Here is a 16,334-nt window from a genome sequence, read left to right on the forward strand (position 1 = left end):
TATCCCAGACGACAAAAAACGCTTGTCATTTAATCCCTCCATTTGGATGAATAATTGACAAGCGTTGTAGTTATTATCGATTAGTTCTGCATAATAAAATCGCGATCTACATGCGATTCTTCTTCAAACGTACGGATAATGTTGTACTTCGTATCGCGCTGTGCTGGGATTTTACCCTCTTCACGAATAAGTCTTAAGATCGATTCAATATTTACTTTATGGGTCGTACCTGCTGCAGATACAACATTCTCCTCGATCATCGTGCTTCCGAAGTCATTACAGCCATAGCTTAACGTCTGCTTGCCGACTTCAGGTCCCATCGTTACCCAAGAGGATTGGAAATTCGGAATGTTATCCAAGTAAATCCGGCTGATCGCTAAGGTCTTCAAGTACTCTTCAGGCGTTACTTTATCGGCTTTCATATTTGTATTGTCCGGTTGGAAAGTCCAAGGGATAAAGGCCAAGAAGCCTTTCGACGGGTATTGATTCGTCAAGCATTCATCTTGTGCAATACGGACACGGTCCAAATGCAATGCTCGCTCATCCATGCCTTCACCGAAACCGACGACCATTGTAGCCGTCGTATTCATGCCGATTTTATGCGCTGTCTGCATGACATCCATCCAATCGCGCCAAGAACCTTTTAACCGGCTAATTTTGCGCCGTGTACGATCATCTAGAATCTCGGCGCCGCCGCCTGGCAAGGAATCCAGACCTGCTTCATGAATTTCGCGAACAACTTGCTCGAGCGACAAGCCATTGGAAACTTCCTTCATCTTCATAATTTCTGCGGGCGAGAAAGAGTGCATCGTAATCTCCGGGAACCGCTTCTTAATCTCGCGCAACAAATTTGTATAGTAGCTGAACGGCAGATTCGGGTTCGTACCGCCTTGCATGAGAATTTCAGTACCGCCAACATCAATTGTTTCTTGAATTTTTTGGAATATCACTTCATCTGGCAGCACGTATCCTCCATCTTTTCCTGGGGCACGATAAAATGCACAGAACCGGCAATATACGTCGCAAATATTGGTATAGTTAATATTCCGTCCAATGACGAATGTGGTAACAGGATCGGGATGCCATTTCTTCATAATCTGATTTGCGACATGCCCCATTTTCTCCACTTGATCGGACTCGAACAACGTGATGCATTCATCCACCTGGATGCGTTCGCCTGCCAAAGCCTTATCTAATATACGGTCTACCGTCATGACTTCGTCATCTCCCAACTTCATTAATTACGTTTCTATTTTTGGTTTTCCTTAAGTATGTCCATGCCTAGCATAAAGCCCGTTCTTCTCATCGTAACACAATTCACAAAGAAAAACAGCATCCTAGGATGCTGTGATGGAACGTAAGCGATGGATCTTTTGTTTGAGTTCCTCCAGCCCGAATTGCTGAAGATTTGCAATGAATTGTTCGGGTCTTGCAAAATAATATCCTTGTCCCATTTCGACCTTATGTTTCAAGAGCACGCCCGCTTCCTCTTCCCGTTCAACACCCTCAGCTACAACTTGGCAATGGATATCTTGGGCAAAAGCCATAATGGCCTTCAGCAGCGATTCCTTCGCTGCCACACGATCGATCTGCTGAATCAGCGACTTATCAATTTTGATAATGTCCGGGATAATCTCGAGGATGGACTGCAGACTCGAATACCCAGTTCCCGCGTCGTCAATAGCTAGACGGAACCCATGCCCACGCAGCTTATGTATCACTTTGGAGATGATCTCAAAATTACGAATCAAGTGCTGCTCAGTAATCTCGAAAATAATCTGGCATGATTCGATGCCATACGCTGAAGTCCATCGTCTTACATTGCGCTCGAAGTAAGGGTGGCTGAGGGTTACGGCCGTGATATTAATGAACACCTGATTCTGTATTTGCTTCAAACGGACCTCTTCGAAAGCTTTCTGGATCACGACAAATTCCAATTCAGACAGCAATTGCACCCGGTCTGCATATTCGAATAGATTCTCCGGACCATGGAACACGGTATTCTCAGGTCCGCGCGTTAAAATTTCATAACCGAATACATCCCCTGTCTCCAGATTCATGACCGGCTGGGCTAACACGGAAATATCTTTATGCAGAATAATATCGTTCAACTGTTGCTTTAACGTATTGTACGGTGTTGACATGGCGCCGACAGCAGCCGACCATGCTTCTTGCAAAGCTTGGTGAATCGCTAACTGCTCATCTGCAATGGCGTTAGACAATTGTGTCGCAGCGCTAATAACCTGAACCGAGATGTCCTGCTTCTGAAGTTCAAAATTCAAATCCGTCTGAATGGATTTGCCGATGAGAATGGCTAGGGTATCCGTCTCTTGTGCCGAAAAAATGCTCGGCTCTTGAATAAAAATACCATACACATTCGTCTGTAGCTGTTTCACACCGATTAATCGGGATTCATCTACATACTCCATCATGGTCTCACGCATAACCTGCTCTAGCGTCGTGGTAATGAAGCGAACGGTCTCCGCAGGATAGTGTCGAATGAGTTCATCAAATTGTTGGATACTTATCAAAACGAGAGAGCACACATGCCCGTTTTTGCGGGCTTTTCGAACCAATCCAACAACCGGATCGCGAACGATAAAATGAGGCGGCAATACCTTCATCGAACGATTGGTTCGTGTTAGCATACTATAGGTTTTCAAGCGTTGTAACCAATGCTGAAATACGGTATTCATACGTTACGCATGCCCCCTTGTATCCAAGTTGTTCGTGACTAACTTGATTGTCTCAATTTTATCACAGCAGGACATGAAGTAAAATTAGAATTTTAGTCTTCTTGCAGCGCATTCGCCAGATCTGCAATGAGGTCTTCAATATGTTCAAGCCCTACAGAATAACGCAGTAAGCCGTCCGTAATTCCCTTCTCCAACCGTACTTCACGCGGCATGGATGCATGGGACATCATCGCAGGGTAGGATAGGATACTTTCCACCGCTCCAAGACTTACAGCCACAAGTGGATACTTCACTTTATTCAGCACTTTTTTGGCACGCTCGCCTGAACCTACATCAAAAGATACCACCGCTCCGTATCCTGCGGATTGCTTCTCATGGATTTCACGGCCCGGGTGATTCTCTAGACCTGGGTAATATACTTTTGAAATCGACGGTTCTTGCTCAAGCCACTTTGCTAGCTGGATCGCACTCTTCTCGGAGTGTGCCATACGCGCTTCTAGCGTCTTCATACCGCGCATTAATAACCAGCTCTCTTGCGTACTCAGAACAGATCCCATACCATTCTGCAAATATTTGACTTGGCGTCCCAATTCTTCGGTAGCGGTAACCGCCAGTCCGGCAAGAACGTCGCTATGTCCCCCTAAGAATTTCGTTGCGCTGTGCAGAACCAAGTCGACACCCAGCTCGATTGGACGTTGATGATAAGGTGTCATAAAGGTATTATCCAGCATCGTTAAGAGTCCATGCTCCTTCGCCCAAGAGGCAACCGCTGCGATATCCGTTATTTTCAAAGTCGGATTGGACGGGGTCTCCATAAAGATCCCCTTCGTATTCGCTTGCAGAGCTGACTTCACTTGGTCCAGATCAGTCATGTCGACGAACGTTGTCTCGATATTCATGCGGCTTAGAATCGTAGTCAGGAAACGATAGGTTCCCCCGTATACGTCTTCGGTCACGATCACATGATCCCCCGCGGAGAATAACAAAAATGCCGTTGAAATCGCTGACATACCGGAAGGGAAGGCATAGCCTTTCGCCCCTCCCTCAAGCAATGCAATATAATCTTCTAACGCCTGACGCGTAGGATTTCCTGAACGGGAGTAATCATGTGTCGGCGGATTAAAAATGTCATGATGATGAAACGTAGAGGCTTGATAAATAGGCACGCTGGATGCCCCGGTGGTCTCATCAATCTCACTGCCGAAATGAATCAATTTGGTTGCAAATTTACGATTTTGCGGATCCAATGGTTGTGTCATCGTCTATGCCCCCTCAATTTCTTGTCTTGCCATTTCAATCGCAAGCGAAAGGTCTGCAATAATGTCATCGACATGTTCAATCCCAACGGAGAAGCGTAATAGACGGTCATCGACCCCGACTTGCTCACGAATCTCAATCGGAATATCCGCATGGGTCTGAACGGCTGGATACGTCATCAAGGACTCAACCCCGCCTAAACTTTCCGCAAAAGCAATGAGTTGGATATGACGCAGGATCGGTTCAATGTATCTTGCATCCTTCATTTTGAAAGAGAAAATCCCCGTGTTCCCTGACGATTGTTTCTTCTGAATATCGTATCCCGGGTGATCTGGCAGTCCCGGATAATAGACTTGATCCACGGAGGGATGCTCTTGTAGATAAGTTGCCACGCGTGTTGCGTTATATTCATGACGTTCCATGCGAAGTGCTAACGTCTTCATGCCGCGCATTAATTGATAGCTGTCACTTGGAGCAAGAACCGCACCAATCGAATTATGTAAGAATCCGATTTCTTCCGACAATTCTTTTCCCTTTGTAATAATTAACCCGGCTAAGACATCATTATGCCCGCCCAAATATTTCGTTGCGCTATGAACGACAATATCTGCACCGAGTTCAATCGGACGTTGGAGGAAAGGAGTCAACAAGGTGTTATCGACAATCGTCAGCATATTTTTGTGCTTCGCCCAAGACGCCACGGCTTCTATATCTGTCACCATCATTAACGGATTGGTCGGCGTCTCAATAACGACTGCTTTTGTATTCGATTGATATACTTTTTCCAAGGCGTCAAAATCATTCGTATCCACGTATGAAGCTGTTACGCCAAAACGCGACATGATTTTTTCAAGCAAACGGAATGTTCCTCCATATAAATCAACCGAGACAATCAGGTGATCCCCCTGGCTAAACTTCGCGAACACCGTCTGCAAGGCAGCCATGCCTGAACTACAGGCGAATGCTGCATCGCCGCTCTCCAGCTTCGCAACCGCTTCTTCCAAGACGCAACGCGTTGGATTTTTCGTACGAATGTAATCAAATCCGGTACTCTGTCCTAGCTTGGGATGTCGAAAGGCAGTGGCTTGATAAATCGGATAGGTAATCGCACCGGTTACCGGTTCTTCAATCGAACCGATTTGCGCGAGGCGGCTTTCAATTTTGTATTCAGACATGTTGATGACTCCTCCTCTTATTTAAATCCCTGATCCTAGATCATAAGGTGTTTCTTGATATACATAGTAATTCAACCAATTAGAGAATAATAAGTTGGCATGGGCGCGCCATAACGATTTCGGAATCCGTGTAGGATCATCATTAGGATAATAATTTCTTGGGATTGCCACATCGAGCCCCTTCGCCACATCACGATCATACTCCCATTTTAATGTAAGCGGATCGTACTCGGAATGGCCTGTCACGAAAATTTGACGACCGTCCTTGGTCGCGACCAAGTAGACGCCTGCCTCTTCGGACTCGGACAAGATATCAAGCTGAGGAATATTCGCAATATCTTCACGTCGAACTTCCGTATGGCGTGATTGCGGTACGAAAAATTGCTCGTCGAATCCGCGCAGAAGACCCACATTAGGTTTGCTGATCTCATGAGGGAATACGCCAAAGCACTTCTCTTCCAACGCGTATTTCGGAACACCGAAATGATAATATAAGCCTGCTTGGGAGGCCCAACAAATATGCATCGTCGAAGTGACATGCGTCTTGCTCCATTCAAAGATCTGCTGAAGTTCTTCCCAATAGTTTACTTCTTCGAAATCCATTTGCTCGACCGGCGCACCTGTAACGATCATACCGTCGAACCGGCGATGACGAATATCTTCGAAGGTATGATAGAACGTTTCTAAATGCTCGGCTGATGTATTTTTGGACGTATGCGATTTCGGGTGCAGCAATACCACATCCACTTGAAGCGGTGTGTTCCCGATTAGTCGCAGAAGCTGCGTTTCCGTCGTTTCCTTCGTAGGCATTAAGTTTAAAATAACAATTTGCAGCGGACGAATATCTTGTTTATAGGCTGTGCTGTCATCCATCACAAAAATGTTCTCATTGTTCAATATTTCTTTTGCTGGCAATGAATCTGGAACTTTAATCGGCATTATTCATCTCTCCTTGTTGGCACCTAAATGTAATTGTTTTGTTGTAAGGAGGCATTAAAAAAAAGGCCTCCCTACATGAGAAGGCCTTCATTCACAATTTCAGGCGCCTCTCTCATCTCTCAGAATTGATTACGAATAATCGCTTCCGCAAGAATTAGCACCGTGCTTTTCAGTCGGTTGCCGGGTATCATCGGGCTGGTCCCTCCACCTACTCTTGATAAGAAGATAGCAAAAAAATATTCAGTTATACTATTTCCTACTTTAATCCAAATTTTAAGGAACGTCAATACACTTCCCTGCAGCCAATTAAGTTTTTCGTTACCGCACATTTCGCCGTTTTAACCCATATTGTATTTTATCTTCAGCACATGTTTTTTTATTGCTTGTATAGTACTTGCGAGTTATACTAAAACGAGTGTTCAGCAGATTACAGTGAGGTGAGAATGGATGGACGGCGACCCGATACCAACGAGGTGTAAGTGTATTGGACAATTGAATAAGAATGAAATCTGTCGGTCGCGCCAGAAGTCTGTCTATTAAGACCTCTCCCTTGCGCCCCGACCTGATTCATTCGGGATGAGGGGTGAAATCAGATGAAAATCCGTTTGGTACAAGATGGTGTTTTTAGTACCGTCGAAGATATTAACGAGGCCATTAATCCTCCAACGAATGGCTTTTACTGGATTGATGCCGATGTAGATGATCTCATCGTACTTCAACCGTTATTTACGCTGCATGACTTGGCCGTGGAGGACTGTTTAAGTGAAGAAGAGCAGCGCCCGAAGATTGAAATCTATGAAGGGCATTATTTTATCGTTATTAACAGCATTCGGTTCGATGATGAGGAAATCTTCCTCCGTGCATTGAACATGTTCTTAGGCAAACATTATATTATTACGGTAACCAAACAAAAAATTAATGAACTTCGTACGGTGAAGCCGATTCTGTGGGAACAAGAGGTCAATCGACCCGATCGGTTCTTATATCACCTGGTCGACCTTGTTGTCGACAGCTACTTCTCTGTCGGTGATCGAATTGAAGATAAGATCGAACATCTGGAAGAAGATATCGTGCTCCATACGAAGAAAACCCACCTCAATGAAATTATCGGATTGCGTTCCGAAATTCTGTGGTTAAAGAAAGTTCTTGGGCCGCAGAAAGACGTGATCGCAACGTTAAATAAAAAAGATCTGCGTCTGATCGACGATCAGCTCCAGAAGTACTTCAGTGATATCTATGAGAATGCCGTCAAAATATCAGAGACCTTCGATACGTTCCGCGATCTCATGGGCAACTTACGAGAAGCTTACCAGTCCAGCGTAGCGAACCGAGCGAATGATATTATGAGGGTGTTCACAGCCTTAACTACGATATTCATGCCGCTGACGATCATTACAGGGATTTACGGCATGAACTTTACGAATATGCCTGAGTTAGATTGGTCCTACGGATACTATATCGTATTAGGCGCCATGCTCTGCTTAGGGGTTGGCATGTTCTTCCTTTTCAAGAAGAAAGATTGGTTATGAACAGAGAGGACGTGATTGCTGGGAGGTTCCCACGATCACGTCCTTTCTCATTTATCCCGCTTGCTGCACCACATCACGTTGACGACGATAGCGGATTCGAACAAGGCGAATTCGCTCGTATAGTATGGAGCTCTGATCTCCCTGCAACCCGATCTCGCCGTATACATCGAGCAGGATCGGCTTCAAATACCGCTCGCCGCCACGCTCCATGCTGGACCAAATGGCAGCTTGTTCGTCAGCCGGCACCTGTCTTAACTCAGCTTCGATTAAAGCGTCTGTCTCATACCCTTCGCGTTCTAATGCCTCGACGGCGATGATGATATTTCGGCGAGACATCTGACAGTGATGCTCTAGATCTGCAATGGAGTAACCTTGTTGAACCCCTTCAAGAATCTGACGATGGGTTGCTAAACGTTCCATATCCTGCTTATACTTGATTTCTTTTTGTTTGAAAAGCCACTGCGAGTATTCCTCCTGGGATACATGTTCCTTGACCCAATCTAATGGAAAGTCATGCGTACGCTGTTGTTCCTGCATCAACGTAATAATCTCTTCTCCGTATTGCTTGATTTTGTTCTCCCCGAAACCAGGCAGCTGCAATAATTCTTCCATCGTCTGCGGCATGTACACACTTAATAAACGAAGCATTCGGTTCGTTGCGATAAAGTATGGTGCTTTGCGATCCGCGGATGCACGGGATCTTCGCCATGTGTTCAACATCGCGTACAAATTGTCATTCGGATATAAATCACTATAGCAGGCTAGTAATTGAGAACGATGCTGTCTTCCTTGGCTTTCAGAAACATCCTGTAACATCCCATCAATTATCGGCTTATAGCCTTCACCCAACTTCACGGCTACACCGTGTCGAAAGGTAGTCAGCAATTCTCCCCACGACGTACCGGAGTACCATATCGTCGGTTCCATCTTACCTTCATGCGGTTCACTCCACACCAACTGCCACACGCCATCCGCCTCGCCAATGGATAATTGTGAGGTCACGATACGATCCTCCTCAGTCGCGCGATCAAAGCTATTCAGAAACACAATATTCATCTTGCACCTCCATGATTTGAACGAATGAACGCAAAAAAGCACCACTCTCACCGAAGTAAGAGAGGTGCTACCTATTATTGAGGTATAACAAATCGTAACCAAGCGTAACTAAAGATGCCCGTTGTACCAAGGGTTTTGAAGTTTTAGAGTTCATATGTATAACTAAGCGTAACAAGTGAATAACAAGCGTTAATAACCCCCACCGTGGGCAAAATGTGGGTAGAATTGTGGGTGCCATTATGGGTAGATTTTATTTAATCTTCACTAGCGCCTTTACAACTCTTCCTATTATACTAATATCATTACATTCATCTTGTGTTAGATCGGGATTAGATGCCGTTAATATAAATTTACATCCCTTTCTATCAACTCTCCTTAGTATTATTCCGAAATCATTTACTATTGCAGCTATATCTTGGGGGCCCACTTCTGACTGTCTATTAATCATAACGACATCTCCAACATTAATCAGATCTCCCACCATATCATCATTGTTCACTCTAAGGTAAAAATAATCACATTCCATTAATTATGTCGCCCGCCTTTTGATGTTATACTTTTAATAAATAATATTAATAGGAGAAAACTCTTCATGGAACTTATCTATGAGGGGTGCCATCTTGAACAGGTATTGGAAAGAAGGCGTATGTCTAAATCAATTTTTGCTGACAAAATGGGTGTAAATAGATCAGCGGTAACAAATTGGTGTAATGGTACGAACTTTATGAGTATAGACAACCTATTCTTAGCCTGTCATATCCTAAAGTGTGAACCAAAAGACATATACAAATACGAGCCTGTTAGAAGAGCAAAGCAGTGAAACACTGCGCCCCTCTAGATTATTGTTCAGTATTGCTGAACAAACCCTTTTGACAAAATAACCTTTAATCATCCCTCCTATTAATTACGGTTACACCAATATGTGAAAATTATACCACTCAACACTTTTGGAACATATGATCAAATAATTGAAGAATATTCTCCAACATGGATTAACTGGGTTGATCGAGTTAATTAAACCCTACCATTCGACAAAATCTCTGTTTCTTTGTGCCTAGCCAGAAATTCAACGGAAATCCTGTCATGCGTCTCCAGACTCAAATCTTGCCATATAAATAATTTGATGAGGTTACATACCTGCTATATCCCGATCTTCTCTCATACTCTTCAATAACAACAATCGTGTCAGTGTATCCGCGTATCCACATAATATACTGCAGTTCCTCAAGAGCCAATAACGTCCTGAGTAGCCTCGACTCACCACTACCTGTCATAATGCTTAATTCGCCAAGAGTTGGCATCCGTCTATGAGTATGATTGTAATTGCAAAGGATCCTTAAAACCTTGCGCTGAATATCAGATAGCGGATTATTAAAAAAACTTTTCATGGTAGTCACTCCCAATTATGAACGTTGTTTTCATTATACAGAACGTTTGTTCTTATTTACAAGTAAAAAAACTACCATAACGGTTCTTATGCCATTATGGTAGTTGTTCAATCACAGTATCATTGATCCAGATAACTTAATGAGATCAATTTTATCTGTATGATCTTCATTTGCTGCAGGCTGGTGTACAGCCGATAGTGATGAAGGTGTTGCTTTTACTTCGGTTACATCCTGAGTTAGAAAATACATCCTGAACGCTTCCTTCATATGAAAATTCTGATCTCCGTCAGGTATTGCTTGAATCGCATCCCATATTGCATCATCACGCTTACCGAAGTATATAAGTTTCTGCCGGCGCTTCTCAGCCATGTCATCGTCTCCTTATAACTTCTTTGCTATCTCTTCATATCCGAGAACCTGTGCGTCCTGGGCATTATCCATGATCGAACAATAGTGTTTCTTATGCTCCAGCAAGTTCGCCTCCACCCGCTCCGCCGTACCACCGCCGAACACAACCTCGTCGAGCTCATCCAAAAACGTGCTACTGTACTTGTCTCGTAGATCAGCCCACACACTCTTTGCATATTCATCAAAAGCTTCCTTGACGTATGACTTTTCTTTGATTGGTTCGAAATATTTACCTTTGTCTAAGTCCTGCTGAGAAACACCGTTATCAAGCAGCTCGTCGACATGATAATATTTATAGTCCGTCTTGTATTCCAGGTTAACCGCATCTGCGATCTTTTTGTATGCTGCCTGGATGCCAAGCTCTCGGGCCGTCTTTACAGTCAAAGTATCGATTTCACCGCTAGTAGTCGGTAGATAATTGATCGTTTTAAATCCAAGGTCAACAATTAGGATCCGCTTTGTGAGGATGTCGCTGCCCCGCTGCTTTACAAGTGAATAGTATGTACCCAGACCTTGAGAAACGACGAAGGTTTGATCGATTTTAATGATCAATGCCTGGCCATTGAATAGGATAGAATGATCACCATTGAATAATTCTTTAATTTGACCAGCTTCATCTAAATTTTGAAACGGCAACCCCGTGATAACGCTGACGCCTTCATTGTCCTCCGTGTGGCGTTTCGCAAATGAATACATAGCTAGTACCTTATAGGCTTCCGAATGAGCTCTATCAACAGTCTCATTAGCGACGATCGGCTTGCGACCAAGCTTGTACACGTCATCGCCTACGACATATGATACTCCATCAATCGTAATAACATCGGCTGCCAACGTGTCCCCTGGATTCAATGAATCACCAAGGCGACCAACTACTGCCCGAGTCTTGCACACATTCCCCTTTGCATCGATGTCTTTCAGTAGTCCATATCCGATATCAGTCGCTCTTACATTTTTCATCCGAAACACTCTCCCTATCATTTTTTATATAAGTAGTTATATAACTTTTTATAGAAAACCAACGTTATAGCGGTGTGAATCATACATTTTATAGAAGTTTTTATATAACTTCTTCTATAAATATCTATTGTGAGCCAACCAAGTCCGTTCAAAATATGATGAAGCTCTATCTCTTTCATCTGACCCATTTGAATGGGTACAGGTTAGATCGGCGATGTAGTTTGAAAGAATATCATCTACAGAGACATTACAATCCTTAGCTCGCTCCTGAAGCATGCTCAGTTGCTTGTCAGTCATTGTTACCGTTATACGTCTCTTCTTTTTTGTACCAAGATCGAGACGGTCTTCTTCGCGTTCTAACTCGTGAATCTTTCTTAAATATTCCTGCCATTCTTCCTGCCACTCTGGTGAATTCACATCGTATTTCCACATCACAATACACCCCTTTTAATAGCAAAATTGATTGCTTCAATTGCATGTTGGATATATACAAACTCTTTATCTTCATACATCTTATGATTAATGATATAACCGAACTGTCCTGGCTTAGCTGGAGACATCGTGCAAATCTCATACCCTAGATATGTAAACACTGTTACGTATCCTACTTCCATTCCAAAACACCCTCTCTATGCTATTTTGTTCCTTCTTGCCTTAAACTGCTTGATTGCATCCTTATAGCACCACTGGAAGTATCCGACCGGATTATCCAGCTGCAGTTTCATCACCACCCCATTTACGGTTATTGCTGAAGCTCGCTCAAAATATAGCTCTGTTGCTAATTGCACCACTTGCGGATCAAGCTGGTTGGAGAACTGGTTTATAAGCATGGTGTACATCTCGTCTATGTACCAGGTACCGATCGGCGTGTTATCGAGCACATAGCAGTTCTTTTTCGCATGTTTTTGTAAGGCTTGATAAATTTCTGAGTGTTCCGCCGATGCGTCAGCATCGCCCATACAATCATTCAAGTTATTTGAGTTATTAAGAGATTTAGATATATTATTGGGTTCAATTTTTGAACTGGTTTTTGGTTCTATTTTTGAACCGTTAATAACAGATGGTTCATTTTCTGAACCGATGGAGCCTGTAGATTGCCCAGGCTTTCTGCCGCCGGACTTTGCCCGCTCCCGATTCTCTGTCTCCCATTCCGTTGCATAATCGCGTATCTTATTAAGTGGCTTAGACGCCAACTCAATCTTGTTCTGCGGATACGAATAGACGATGATCGTCAGGAACCCGTCGCACTCCTTGAAATCGATGAAACCATAATCCCAAAGCTGCGGAACGACTTTAGAGTAGAAAGTTCCCTTAGAGACGTCCAGACGTGTACAAAGCTTCGTCAATGAAGCATTGAATCGTTGTTCCTCTGTACGATCTGCGTATGTATATAATTTGAGCCAAGCAATGTACGCCTGTTTCCCGAGTTTATCGATCCAATCATCCATGGCAATAAAGTGCTGGATCGGTAAAGTCAATTCGTTTCGACTTCGTTTTTCGGCTAGCTGTATGACAACCTTGGGAGTAGACATTGATTGATGTCTCCTTTCTTGGAAAGTTATTTTATAAAACAGCTACCCTCGAAGGCTGCTGAGTGAATTCCGGTTAGTTTCGTGAATGTGTCTGGAAGCATGCAATAGCATTTGCCGTTACTTAGCGTAATTATGAATGTTCCAGACAAGAAGTGTCGTGCATATCTTAGTGTCACTTAAAACCACCCCAATATGTAATTTTAACACCGCAGTGTTATTCGATGTCTTCATAATACACACTACAATGTGCATTGTCAACATTTCAATTGATATTCTTAATATTGCGTTGTATAATTTGTTTATCGGAGGTGTCTATATTGATCAAAGTCCATCTTTCAAGAATAATGGGAGAAAAGAAGCTCAAAATCTCTGACCTAGCAAATATAACTGGATTACATAGAAACGGGATTACTAAGCTGTACAACGATAAAACTGACGGAATAAAATTCGATACTTTGGATAAGATTTGCGTTGCATTAGATTGCTCAGTAAACGACCTGATCGAACATATTCCAGACAAGCCCAACGACAAATAAAGCCCCGGCGATATGCCAGGGCTTTATTTCTGTCAATGTATTACTTGCTTCTATTCACCACCTAATGCCGAATATATCCTCCTCACTTCGTCAGTCTCTCGGCCACCTTCTATGTATTCCACAAGCTTTTGGTAATTTTCCATATTTGAATCATTTATATTGTTGGAATTCAATTCATTTATTTTCCTCTTAATAACCGTCAATAAATTATCTCTAAGTGAATCATTTATGATATTCGAATCTATATACTCTAAGTACATTTCAACTGACTTTACAATGTTGTACCGTGAGCTCTCTCGAATCTTTTCCTCCGGATCTCCACAGCCCGACAAGATAAGAACATTTATTACGACTAAGAATAGTATTAGCAGTGACTTCAATCTCATTTCCTCATCCCTTCATTCTATGTAATCCCTAAATTTTAACACAGAAAGAAATAATGGGAATATAACTAGTGAACAAGTAAGGAGAATCTTAATCTATCTAGATTCTTCTTTTTATTTTTACACGCATATTTTATACGCATATTTTTGTTGACATGCATTATTTATGCGTGTTATAATAAGATTAAGAAAGGAGGGAAACACTTGAAGAGTTATTCTTCTAGGGAATTGATCCAGATGGCACTGCAAAAGGGTTGGTACTTCATAAGTCAAGAAGGCAGCCATCATCATTACAAACATCCAACCCACAAGCACAAACTTACGATAACGCACCCTAGAAAAGACTTGAAACCAAAAACATTAAGAAACATTCTAAAGGACATGGGGGATTAACCCCCATCGTCCGAAAGGAGTTAAATAGATGGATAAATACGTATTCCCCGCATTATTTGAGTCAGAGGAAGGCGTCCCAGGTTTTACAGTTTCGTTCCCTGATTTACCCGGTTGTCATACCGAAGGTGATGCCTTAGAGGAAGCTTTAGCGATGGCACGAGAAGCATTGTCCTTACATCTATACGGTATGGAGGAAGACAACGACGAAATCCCTGCAGCTTCCGATCTCTCACAGCTTGAAAAGGTTGAAGATGGGTTTTATACACTCATCGAAGGGCGAACTGGTTTTATTCGCGACAAACATCTGAACAAATCTGTCACAAAAAATGTGACTCTGCCGAAATGGTTAGAAGTTGAAGCCACTAAAGCAGACCTAAACTTCTCTCAAGTCCTTCAGTATGCTTTAAAGCAGGAATTGGGTATTTTGAACAAGAAGTAATAAATAGAACGTATAGACGTAGTTTGTCGTTCGTGCATTCTAATAATCATTCAACAAGGAGATGTATTGGATGTTGAAATTCGAAGATTTGAACGCAAGAAACAGCACGATTCTTACAATTGAAGGTGAAGAATATCGGACGACGCAAGATCCACACATAAGTGACGATGGCGAAACGTACCAAGCTCACGCGCTAAATACTGATAACGAAGAGTTTTTGATTACTTGGGATATTACAAATAATGAAACCACTGACGAATCAGAGGCCTGCGACTGGGACAGCCCAATTGGAATTATGGCAATCTAACTGAAAATCAAAAATAACCCCACTAACCTAAGCCAGTGGGGTTATTTGTTATAGAAATGGAGAAAAGCCTCGGAAGCTAGTAAATATTAACCAATTCACTCGGTTCTAGTGTCCTTTCATCTGTTGCTTACATATATTAAACAACCTCTTCAAACCCTTTCGAGATGCATGGACTGGCTATTACAGTATCCATGCTTTTTTTCGTGTATAAAGTTCAGAGTGATCCTGTTCTCTTTTTGATGGCGTCAATATCAATATAGTAAAAAGAATAACTAGTAACAATCGTCCAAACAAAGTGAGATCAGCCTTCATAACATAACGTGTACTCAAAAATAGGGAGGTGTTTACATGGGCGAGTTTCGTGGAGGTCTATTTACAAACACAGGTACAATCCTTGTATTGTTCATCTTGTTAGTAATAGTCGCTTGCAGTTGTATGGGTGGTATTGGTGGTTTAGGTGAATGCGGTTGCTAATAATGCCGATACAGTACAGTTAGTGTATCAAGTATATAATATATAAAAAAAAGCCGAAGTGTAAATCAAAGTTAAAGTTATACGTAATTGAAATTCGTAGGCGCTTGGGAATTCAAATAAAATAACCCCACTAGCCTAAGCCGGTGGGGTTATTTTCACTTCAATCTGTTAACTGCATTCTCAAAATGATACGGATCAATCTCAAATCCTGTAAACTCTCGCTTATGTTGTACGGCTGCCTGATATGCCGGTCCTGAACCGACAAAGAAATCCACGACATGCTCCCCTTCCTCGCTGCTATTCAAGATCATCGGTTCTAATAAGCTAGCCGGCTTTTCCGTTGGATGAATTGTCTTGTTCCCGCTAATACGTGGAATACGCCAAACGTCAGTAGCCTTACGCGTACTGATCCGCCGCACCTTTTGCTTTCCCTTAGACGCCAGGATAATAAACTCGTGCCGGTAGCGATACTGCCAGCCCATGCCCATCTGCTCTTTATCCCATACAATGCAGTTCTTAATTGTGAAGCCAACCTTCTTCATCCATAACACCATGAGAGGATACATACGCCAATCAATACATACATAAATGTGCCGCCCTGTTTTAAGAACACGGTAAGCTTCGCGCAACCATGAGAAGGTGAAGCGTTGAAACTCACGGTCAGAGAGCTTATCATTCGCGATAATATTAAATCTTGGCTTCTTGGTCTTGGTCTGAGTCGTACCGCCAAACCCTAAATTATACGGCGGATCCGCGACGATTAAATCTGCAGACTCATCCTCTAAATATTGTTGTGCTCCTTTGATACAGTCCATATTGTAGATCATGCTGTCATCTCCTAATGTAGTTTATTCTAGATGAGAAA

At 42.7% G+C, this 16,334-nt stretch carries 19 protein-coding genes and 1 riboswitch; of the genes, 6 read left to right on the forward strand and 13 right to left on the reverse strand.

Going from position 1 to position 16,334, the window contains the following annotated elements; all coding sequences use genetic code 11:
- Positions 1-80: 80 nt before the first annotated feature.
- The 5 genes from mqnC to metA all read right to left on the reverse strand — a co-directional run bounded on the left by mqnC (position 81) and on the right by metA (position 6,067).
- The gene (gene mqnC, locus BVG16_RS16200) at positions 81-1,214 is read right to left on the reverse strand and encodes a cyclic dehypoxanthinyl futalosine synthase (RefSeq protein WP_078499725.1); all 1,134 of its coding nucleotides are present in this window, start codon (positions 1,212-1,214) and stop codon (positions 81-83) included.
- Between the two features lie 123 nt (positions 1,215-1,337).
- The gene (locus tag BVG16_RS16205) at positions 1,338-2,696 is read right to left on the reverse strand and encodes an EAL domain-containing protein (protein ID WP_078499726.1); all 1,359 of its coding nucleotides are present in this window, start codon (positions 2,694-2,696) and stop codon (positions 1,338-1,340) included.
- A gap of 92 nt (positions 2,697-2,788) precedes the next feature.
- A complete protein-coding gene (locus BVG16_RS16210) occupies positions 2,789-3,955 on the reverse strand; it encodes a trans-sulfuration enzyme family protein (protein ID WP_078499727.1) in 1,167 nt (388 codons plus the stop codon).
- 3 nt (positions 3,956-3,958) lie between these two features.
- Positions 3,959-5,128 (reverse strand): aminotransferase class I/II-fold pyridoxal phosphate-dependent enzyme, encoded by a 1,170-nt coding sequence (locus tag BVG16_RS16215; protein ID WP_078499728.1) that lies wholly within the window; start codon positions 5,126-5,128, stop codon positions 3,959-3,961.
- A gap of 21 nt (positions 5,129-5,149) precedes the next feature.
- On the reverse strand, positions 5,150-6,067 hold the full coding sequence (metA, locus tag BVG16_RS16220) for a homoserine O-acetyltransferase MetA (protein ID WP_078499729.1): 918 nt from the start codon (positions 6,065-6,067) through the stop codon (positions 5,150-5,152).
- Positions 6,068-6,176: 109 nt separating this feature from the next.
- Positions 6,177-6,291: riboswitch (SAM riboswitch) on the reverse strand.
- A 369-nt stretch (positions 6,292-6,660) separates the two neighbouring features.
- Here metA and corA point away from each other — a divergent pair.
- Positions 6,661-7,596, forward strand: coding sequence for a magnesium/cobalt transporter CorA (gene corA, locus BVG16_RS16225; RefSeq protein ID WP_078499730.1), 936 nt, complete (start codon positions 6,661-6,663; stop codon positions 7,594-7,596).
- 51 nt (positions 7,597-7,647) lie between these two features.
- On the opposite strand, the gene BVG16_RS16230 is transcribed toward corA, so the two are convergent.
- Both BVG16_RS16230 and BVG16_RS16235 read right to left on the reverse strand, forming a co-directional pair.
- Complete coding sequence (locus BVG16_RS16230) at positions 7,648-8,652, reverse strand: HRDC domain-containing protein (protein ID WP_078499731.1); 1,005 nt, start codon at positions 8,650-8,652, stop codon at positions 7,648-7,650.
- A 250-nt stretch (positions 8,653-8,902) separates the two neighbouring features.
- The gene (locus BVG16_RS16235) at positions 8,903-9,178 is read right to left on the reverse strand and encodes a LexA family protein (protein ID WP_078499732.1); all 276 of its coding nucleotides are present in this window, start codon (positions 9,176-9,178) and stop codon (positions 8,903-8,905) included.
- Between the two features lie 66 nt (positions 9,179-9,244).
- Between BVG16_RS16235 and BVG16_RS34030 the strand changes: the two genes are divergently transcribed.
- A complete protein-coding gene (locus BVG16_RS34030; protein ID WP_078499733.1) occupies positions 9,245-9,472 on the forward strand; it encodes a helix-turn-helix domain-containing protein in 228 nt (75 codons plus the stop codon).
- Positions 9,473-10,151: 679 nt separating this feature from the next.
- Here the strand turns inward: BVG16_RS34030 and BVG16_RS16250 are convergent.
- The 5 genes from BVG16_RS16250 to BVG16_RS16270 form a co-directional block, all read right to left on the reverse strand.
- A complete protein-coding gene (locus tag BVG16_RS16250; RefSeq protein ID WP_078499735.1) occupies positions 10,152-10,409 on the reverse strand; it encodes a hypothetical protein in 258 nt (85 codons plus the stop codon).
- Between the two features lie 12 nt (positions 10,410-10,421).
- Positions 10,422-11,405 (reverse strand): ParM/StbA family protein, encoded by a 984-nt coding sequence (locus BVG16_RS16255; RefSeq protein ID WP_078499736.1) that lies wholly within the window; start codon positions 11,403-11,405, stop codon positions 10,422-10,424.
- Positions 11,406-11,519: 114 nt separating this feature from the next.
- The gene (locus BVG16_RS16260) at positions 11,520-11,837 is read right to left on the reverse strand and encodes a hypothetical protein (RefSeq protein ID WP_078499737.1); all 318 of its coding nucleotides are present in this window, start codon (positions 11,835-11,837) and stop codon (positions 11,520-11,522) included.
- Positions 11,837-12,019 (reverse strand): hypothetical protein, encoded by a 183-nt coding sequence (locus BVG16_RS16265; RefSeq protein ID WP_078499738.1) that lies wholly within the window; start codon positions 12,017-12,019, stop codon positions 11,837-11,839. Before BVG16_RS16265 ends, BVG16_RS16260 begins: the two co-directional genes overlap by 1 nt.
- Before the next feature lie 15 nt (positions 12,020-12,034).
- Positions 12,035-12,937 carry a hypothetical protein gene (locus BVG16_RS16270; RefSeq protein ID WP_078499739.1) on the reverse strand — a complete coding sequence of 301 codons (903 nt, stop codon included), beginning with the start codon at positions 12,935-12,937 and terminating at the stop codon, positions 12,035-12,037.
- A gap of 317 nt (positions 12,938-13,254) precedes the next feature.
- Here BVG16_RS16270 and BVG16_RS16275 point away from each other — a divergent pair, with 317 nt between their 5' ends.
- The 4 genes from BVG16_RS16275 to BVG16_RS16295 all read left to right on the forward strand — a co-directional run bounded on the left by BVG16_RS16275 (position 13,255) and on the right by BVG16_RS16295 (position 14,995).
- The gene (locus BVG16_RS16275) at positions 13,255-13,473 is read left to right on the forward strand and encodes a helix-turn-helix domain-containing protein (protein WP_078499740.1); all 219 of its coding nucleotides are present in this window, start codon (positions 13,255-13,257) and stop codon (positions 13,471-13,473) included.
- Positions 13,474-14,060: 587 nt separating this feature from the next.
- Positions 14,061-14,249 (forward strand): type II toxin-antitoxin system HicA family toxin, encoded by a 189-nt coding sequence (locus tag BVG16_RS16285; protein ID WP_078499742.1) that lies wholly within the window; start codon positions 14,061-14,063, stop codon positions 14,247-14,249.
- A 28-nt stretch (positions 14,250-14,277) separates the two neighbouring features.
- Positions 14,278-14,688 (forward strand): type II toxin-antitoxin system HicB family antitoxin, encoded by a 411-nt coding sequence (locus BVG16_RS16290; protein ID WP_078499743.1) that lies wholly within the window; start codon positions 14,278-14,280, stop codon positions 14,686-14,688.
- A gap of 70 nt (positions 14,689-14,758) precedes the next feature.
- Positions 14,759-14,995, forward strand: coding sequence for a hypothetical protein (locus BVG16_RS16295; protein ID WP_078499744.1), 237 nt, complete (start codon positions 14,759-14,761; stop codon positions 14,993-14,995).
- 629 nt (positions 14,996-15,624) lie between these two features.
- Here the strand turns inward: BVG16_RS16295 and BVG16_RS16305 are convergent.
- Positions 15,625-16,296, reverse strand: coding sequence for a DNA-methyltransferase (locus BVG16_RS16305; RefSeq protein ID WP_078499746.1), 672 nt, complete (start codon positions 16,294-16,296; stop codon positions 15,625-15,627).
- Positions 16,297-16,334: the final 38 nt, after the last annotated feature.

The sequence above is a fragment of the Paenibacillus selenitireducens genome (genome assembly GCF_002021565.1).
GTDB classification, from domain to species: domain Bacteria; phylum Bacillota; class Bacilli; order Paenibacillales; family Paenibacillaceae; genus Paenibacillus_K; species Paenibacillus_K selenitireducens.

What these genes read in the sequence shown, in the direction of transcription:
- BVG16_RS16305 (WP_078499746.1), bottom strand. Translation starts at nt 16,296, where the DNA reads ATGATCTACAATATGGACTGTATCAAAGGAGCACAACAATATTTAGAG.
- corA (WP_078499730.1), top strand. Translation starts at nt 6,661, where the DNA reads ATGAAAATCCGTTTGGTACAAGATGGTGTTTTTAGTACCGTCGAAGAT.
- BVG16_RS16255 (WP_078499736.1), bottom strand. Translation starts at nt 11,405, where the DNA reads ATGAAAAATGTAAGAGCGACTGATATCGGATATGGACTACTGAAAGAC.
- BVG16_RS16250 (WP_078499735.1), bottom strand. Translation starts at nt 10,409, where the DNA reads ATGGCTGAGAAGCGCCGGCAGAAACTTATATACTTCGGTAAGCGTGAT.
- BVG16_RS16205 (WP_078499726.1), bottom strand. Translation starts at nt 2,696, where the DNA reads ATGAATACCGTATTTCAGCATTGGTTACAACGCTTGAAAACCTATAGT.
- BVG16_RS16235 (WP_078499732.1), bottom strand. Translation starts at nt 9,178, where the DNA reads ATGGAATGTGATTATTTTTACCTTAGAGTGAACAATGATGATATGGTG.
- BVG16_RS16210 (WP_078499727.1), bottom strand. Translation starts at nt 3,955, where the DNA reads ATGACACAACCATTGGATCCGCAAAATCGTAAATTTGCAACCAAATTG.
- BVG16_RS16260 (WP_078499737.1), bottom strand. Translation starts at nt 11,837, where the DNA reads ATGTGGAAATACGATGTGAATTCACCAGAGTGGCAGGAAGAATGGCAG.
- mqnC (WP_078499725.1), bottom strand. Translation starts at nt 1,214, where the DNA reads ATGACGGTAGACCGTATATTAGATAAGGCTTTGGCAGGCGAACGCATC.
- BVG16_RS16270 (WP_078499739.1), bottom strand. Translation starts at nt 12,937, where the DNA reads ATGTCTACTCCCAAGGTTGTCATACAGCTAGCCGAAAAACGAAGTCGA.
- BVG16_RS16230 (WP_078499731.1), bottom strand. Translation starts at nt 8,652, where the DNA reads ATGAATATTGTGTTTCTGAATAGCTTTGATCGCGCGACTGAGGAGGAT.
- metA (WP_078499729.1), bottom strand. Translation starts at nt 6,067, where the DNA reads ATGCCGATTAAAGTTCCAGATTCATTGCCAGCAAAAGAAATATTGAAC.
- BVG16_RS16295 (WP_078499744.1), top strand. Translation starts at nt 14,759, where the DNA reads ATGTTGAAATTCGAAGATTTGAACGCAAGAAACAGCACGATTCTTACA.
- BVG16_RS16215 (WP_078499728.1), bottom strand. Translation starts at nt 5,128, where the DNA reads ATGTCTGAATACAAAATTGAAAGCCGCCTCGCGCAAATCGGTTCGATT.
- BVG16_RS34030 (WP_078499733.1), top strand. Translation starts at nt 9,245, where the DNA reads ATGGAACTTATCTATGAGGGGTGCCATCTTGAACAGGTATTGGAAAGA.
- BVG16_RS16265 (WP_078499738.1), bottom strand. Translation starts at nt 12,019, where the DNA reads ATGGAAGTAGGATACGTAACAGTGTTTACATATCTAGGGTATGAGATT.
- BVG16_RS16290 (WP_078499743.1), top strand. Translation starts at nt 14,278, where the DNA reads ATGGATAAATACGTATTCCCCGCATTATTTGAGTCAGAGGAAGGCGTC.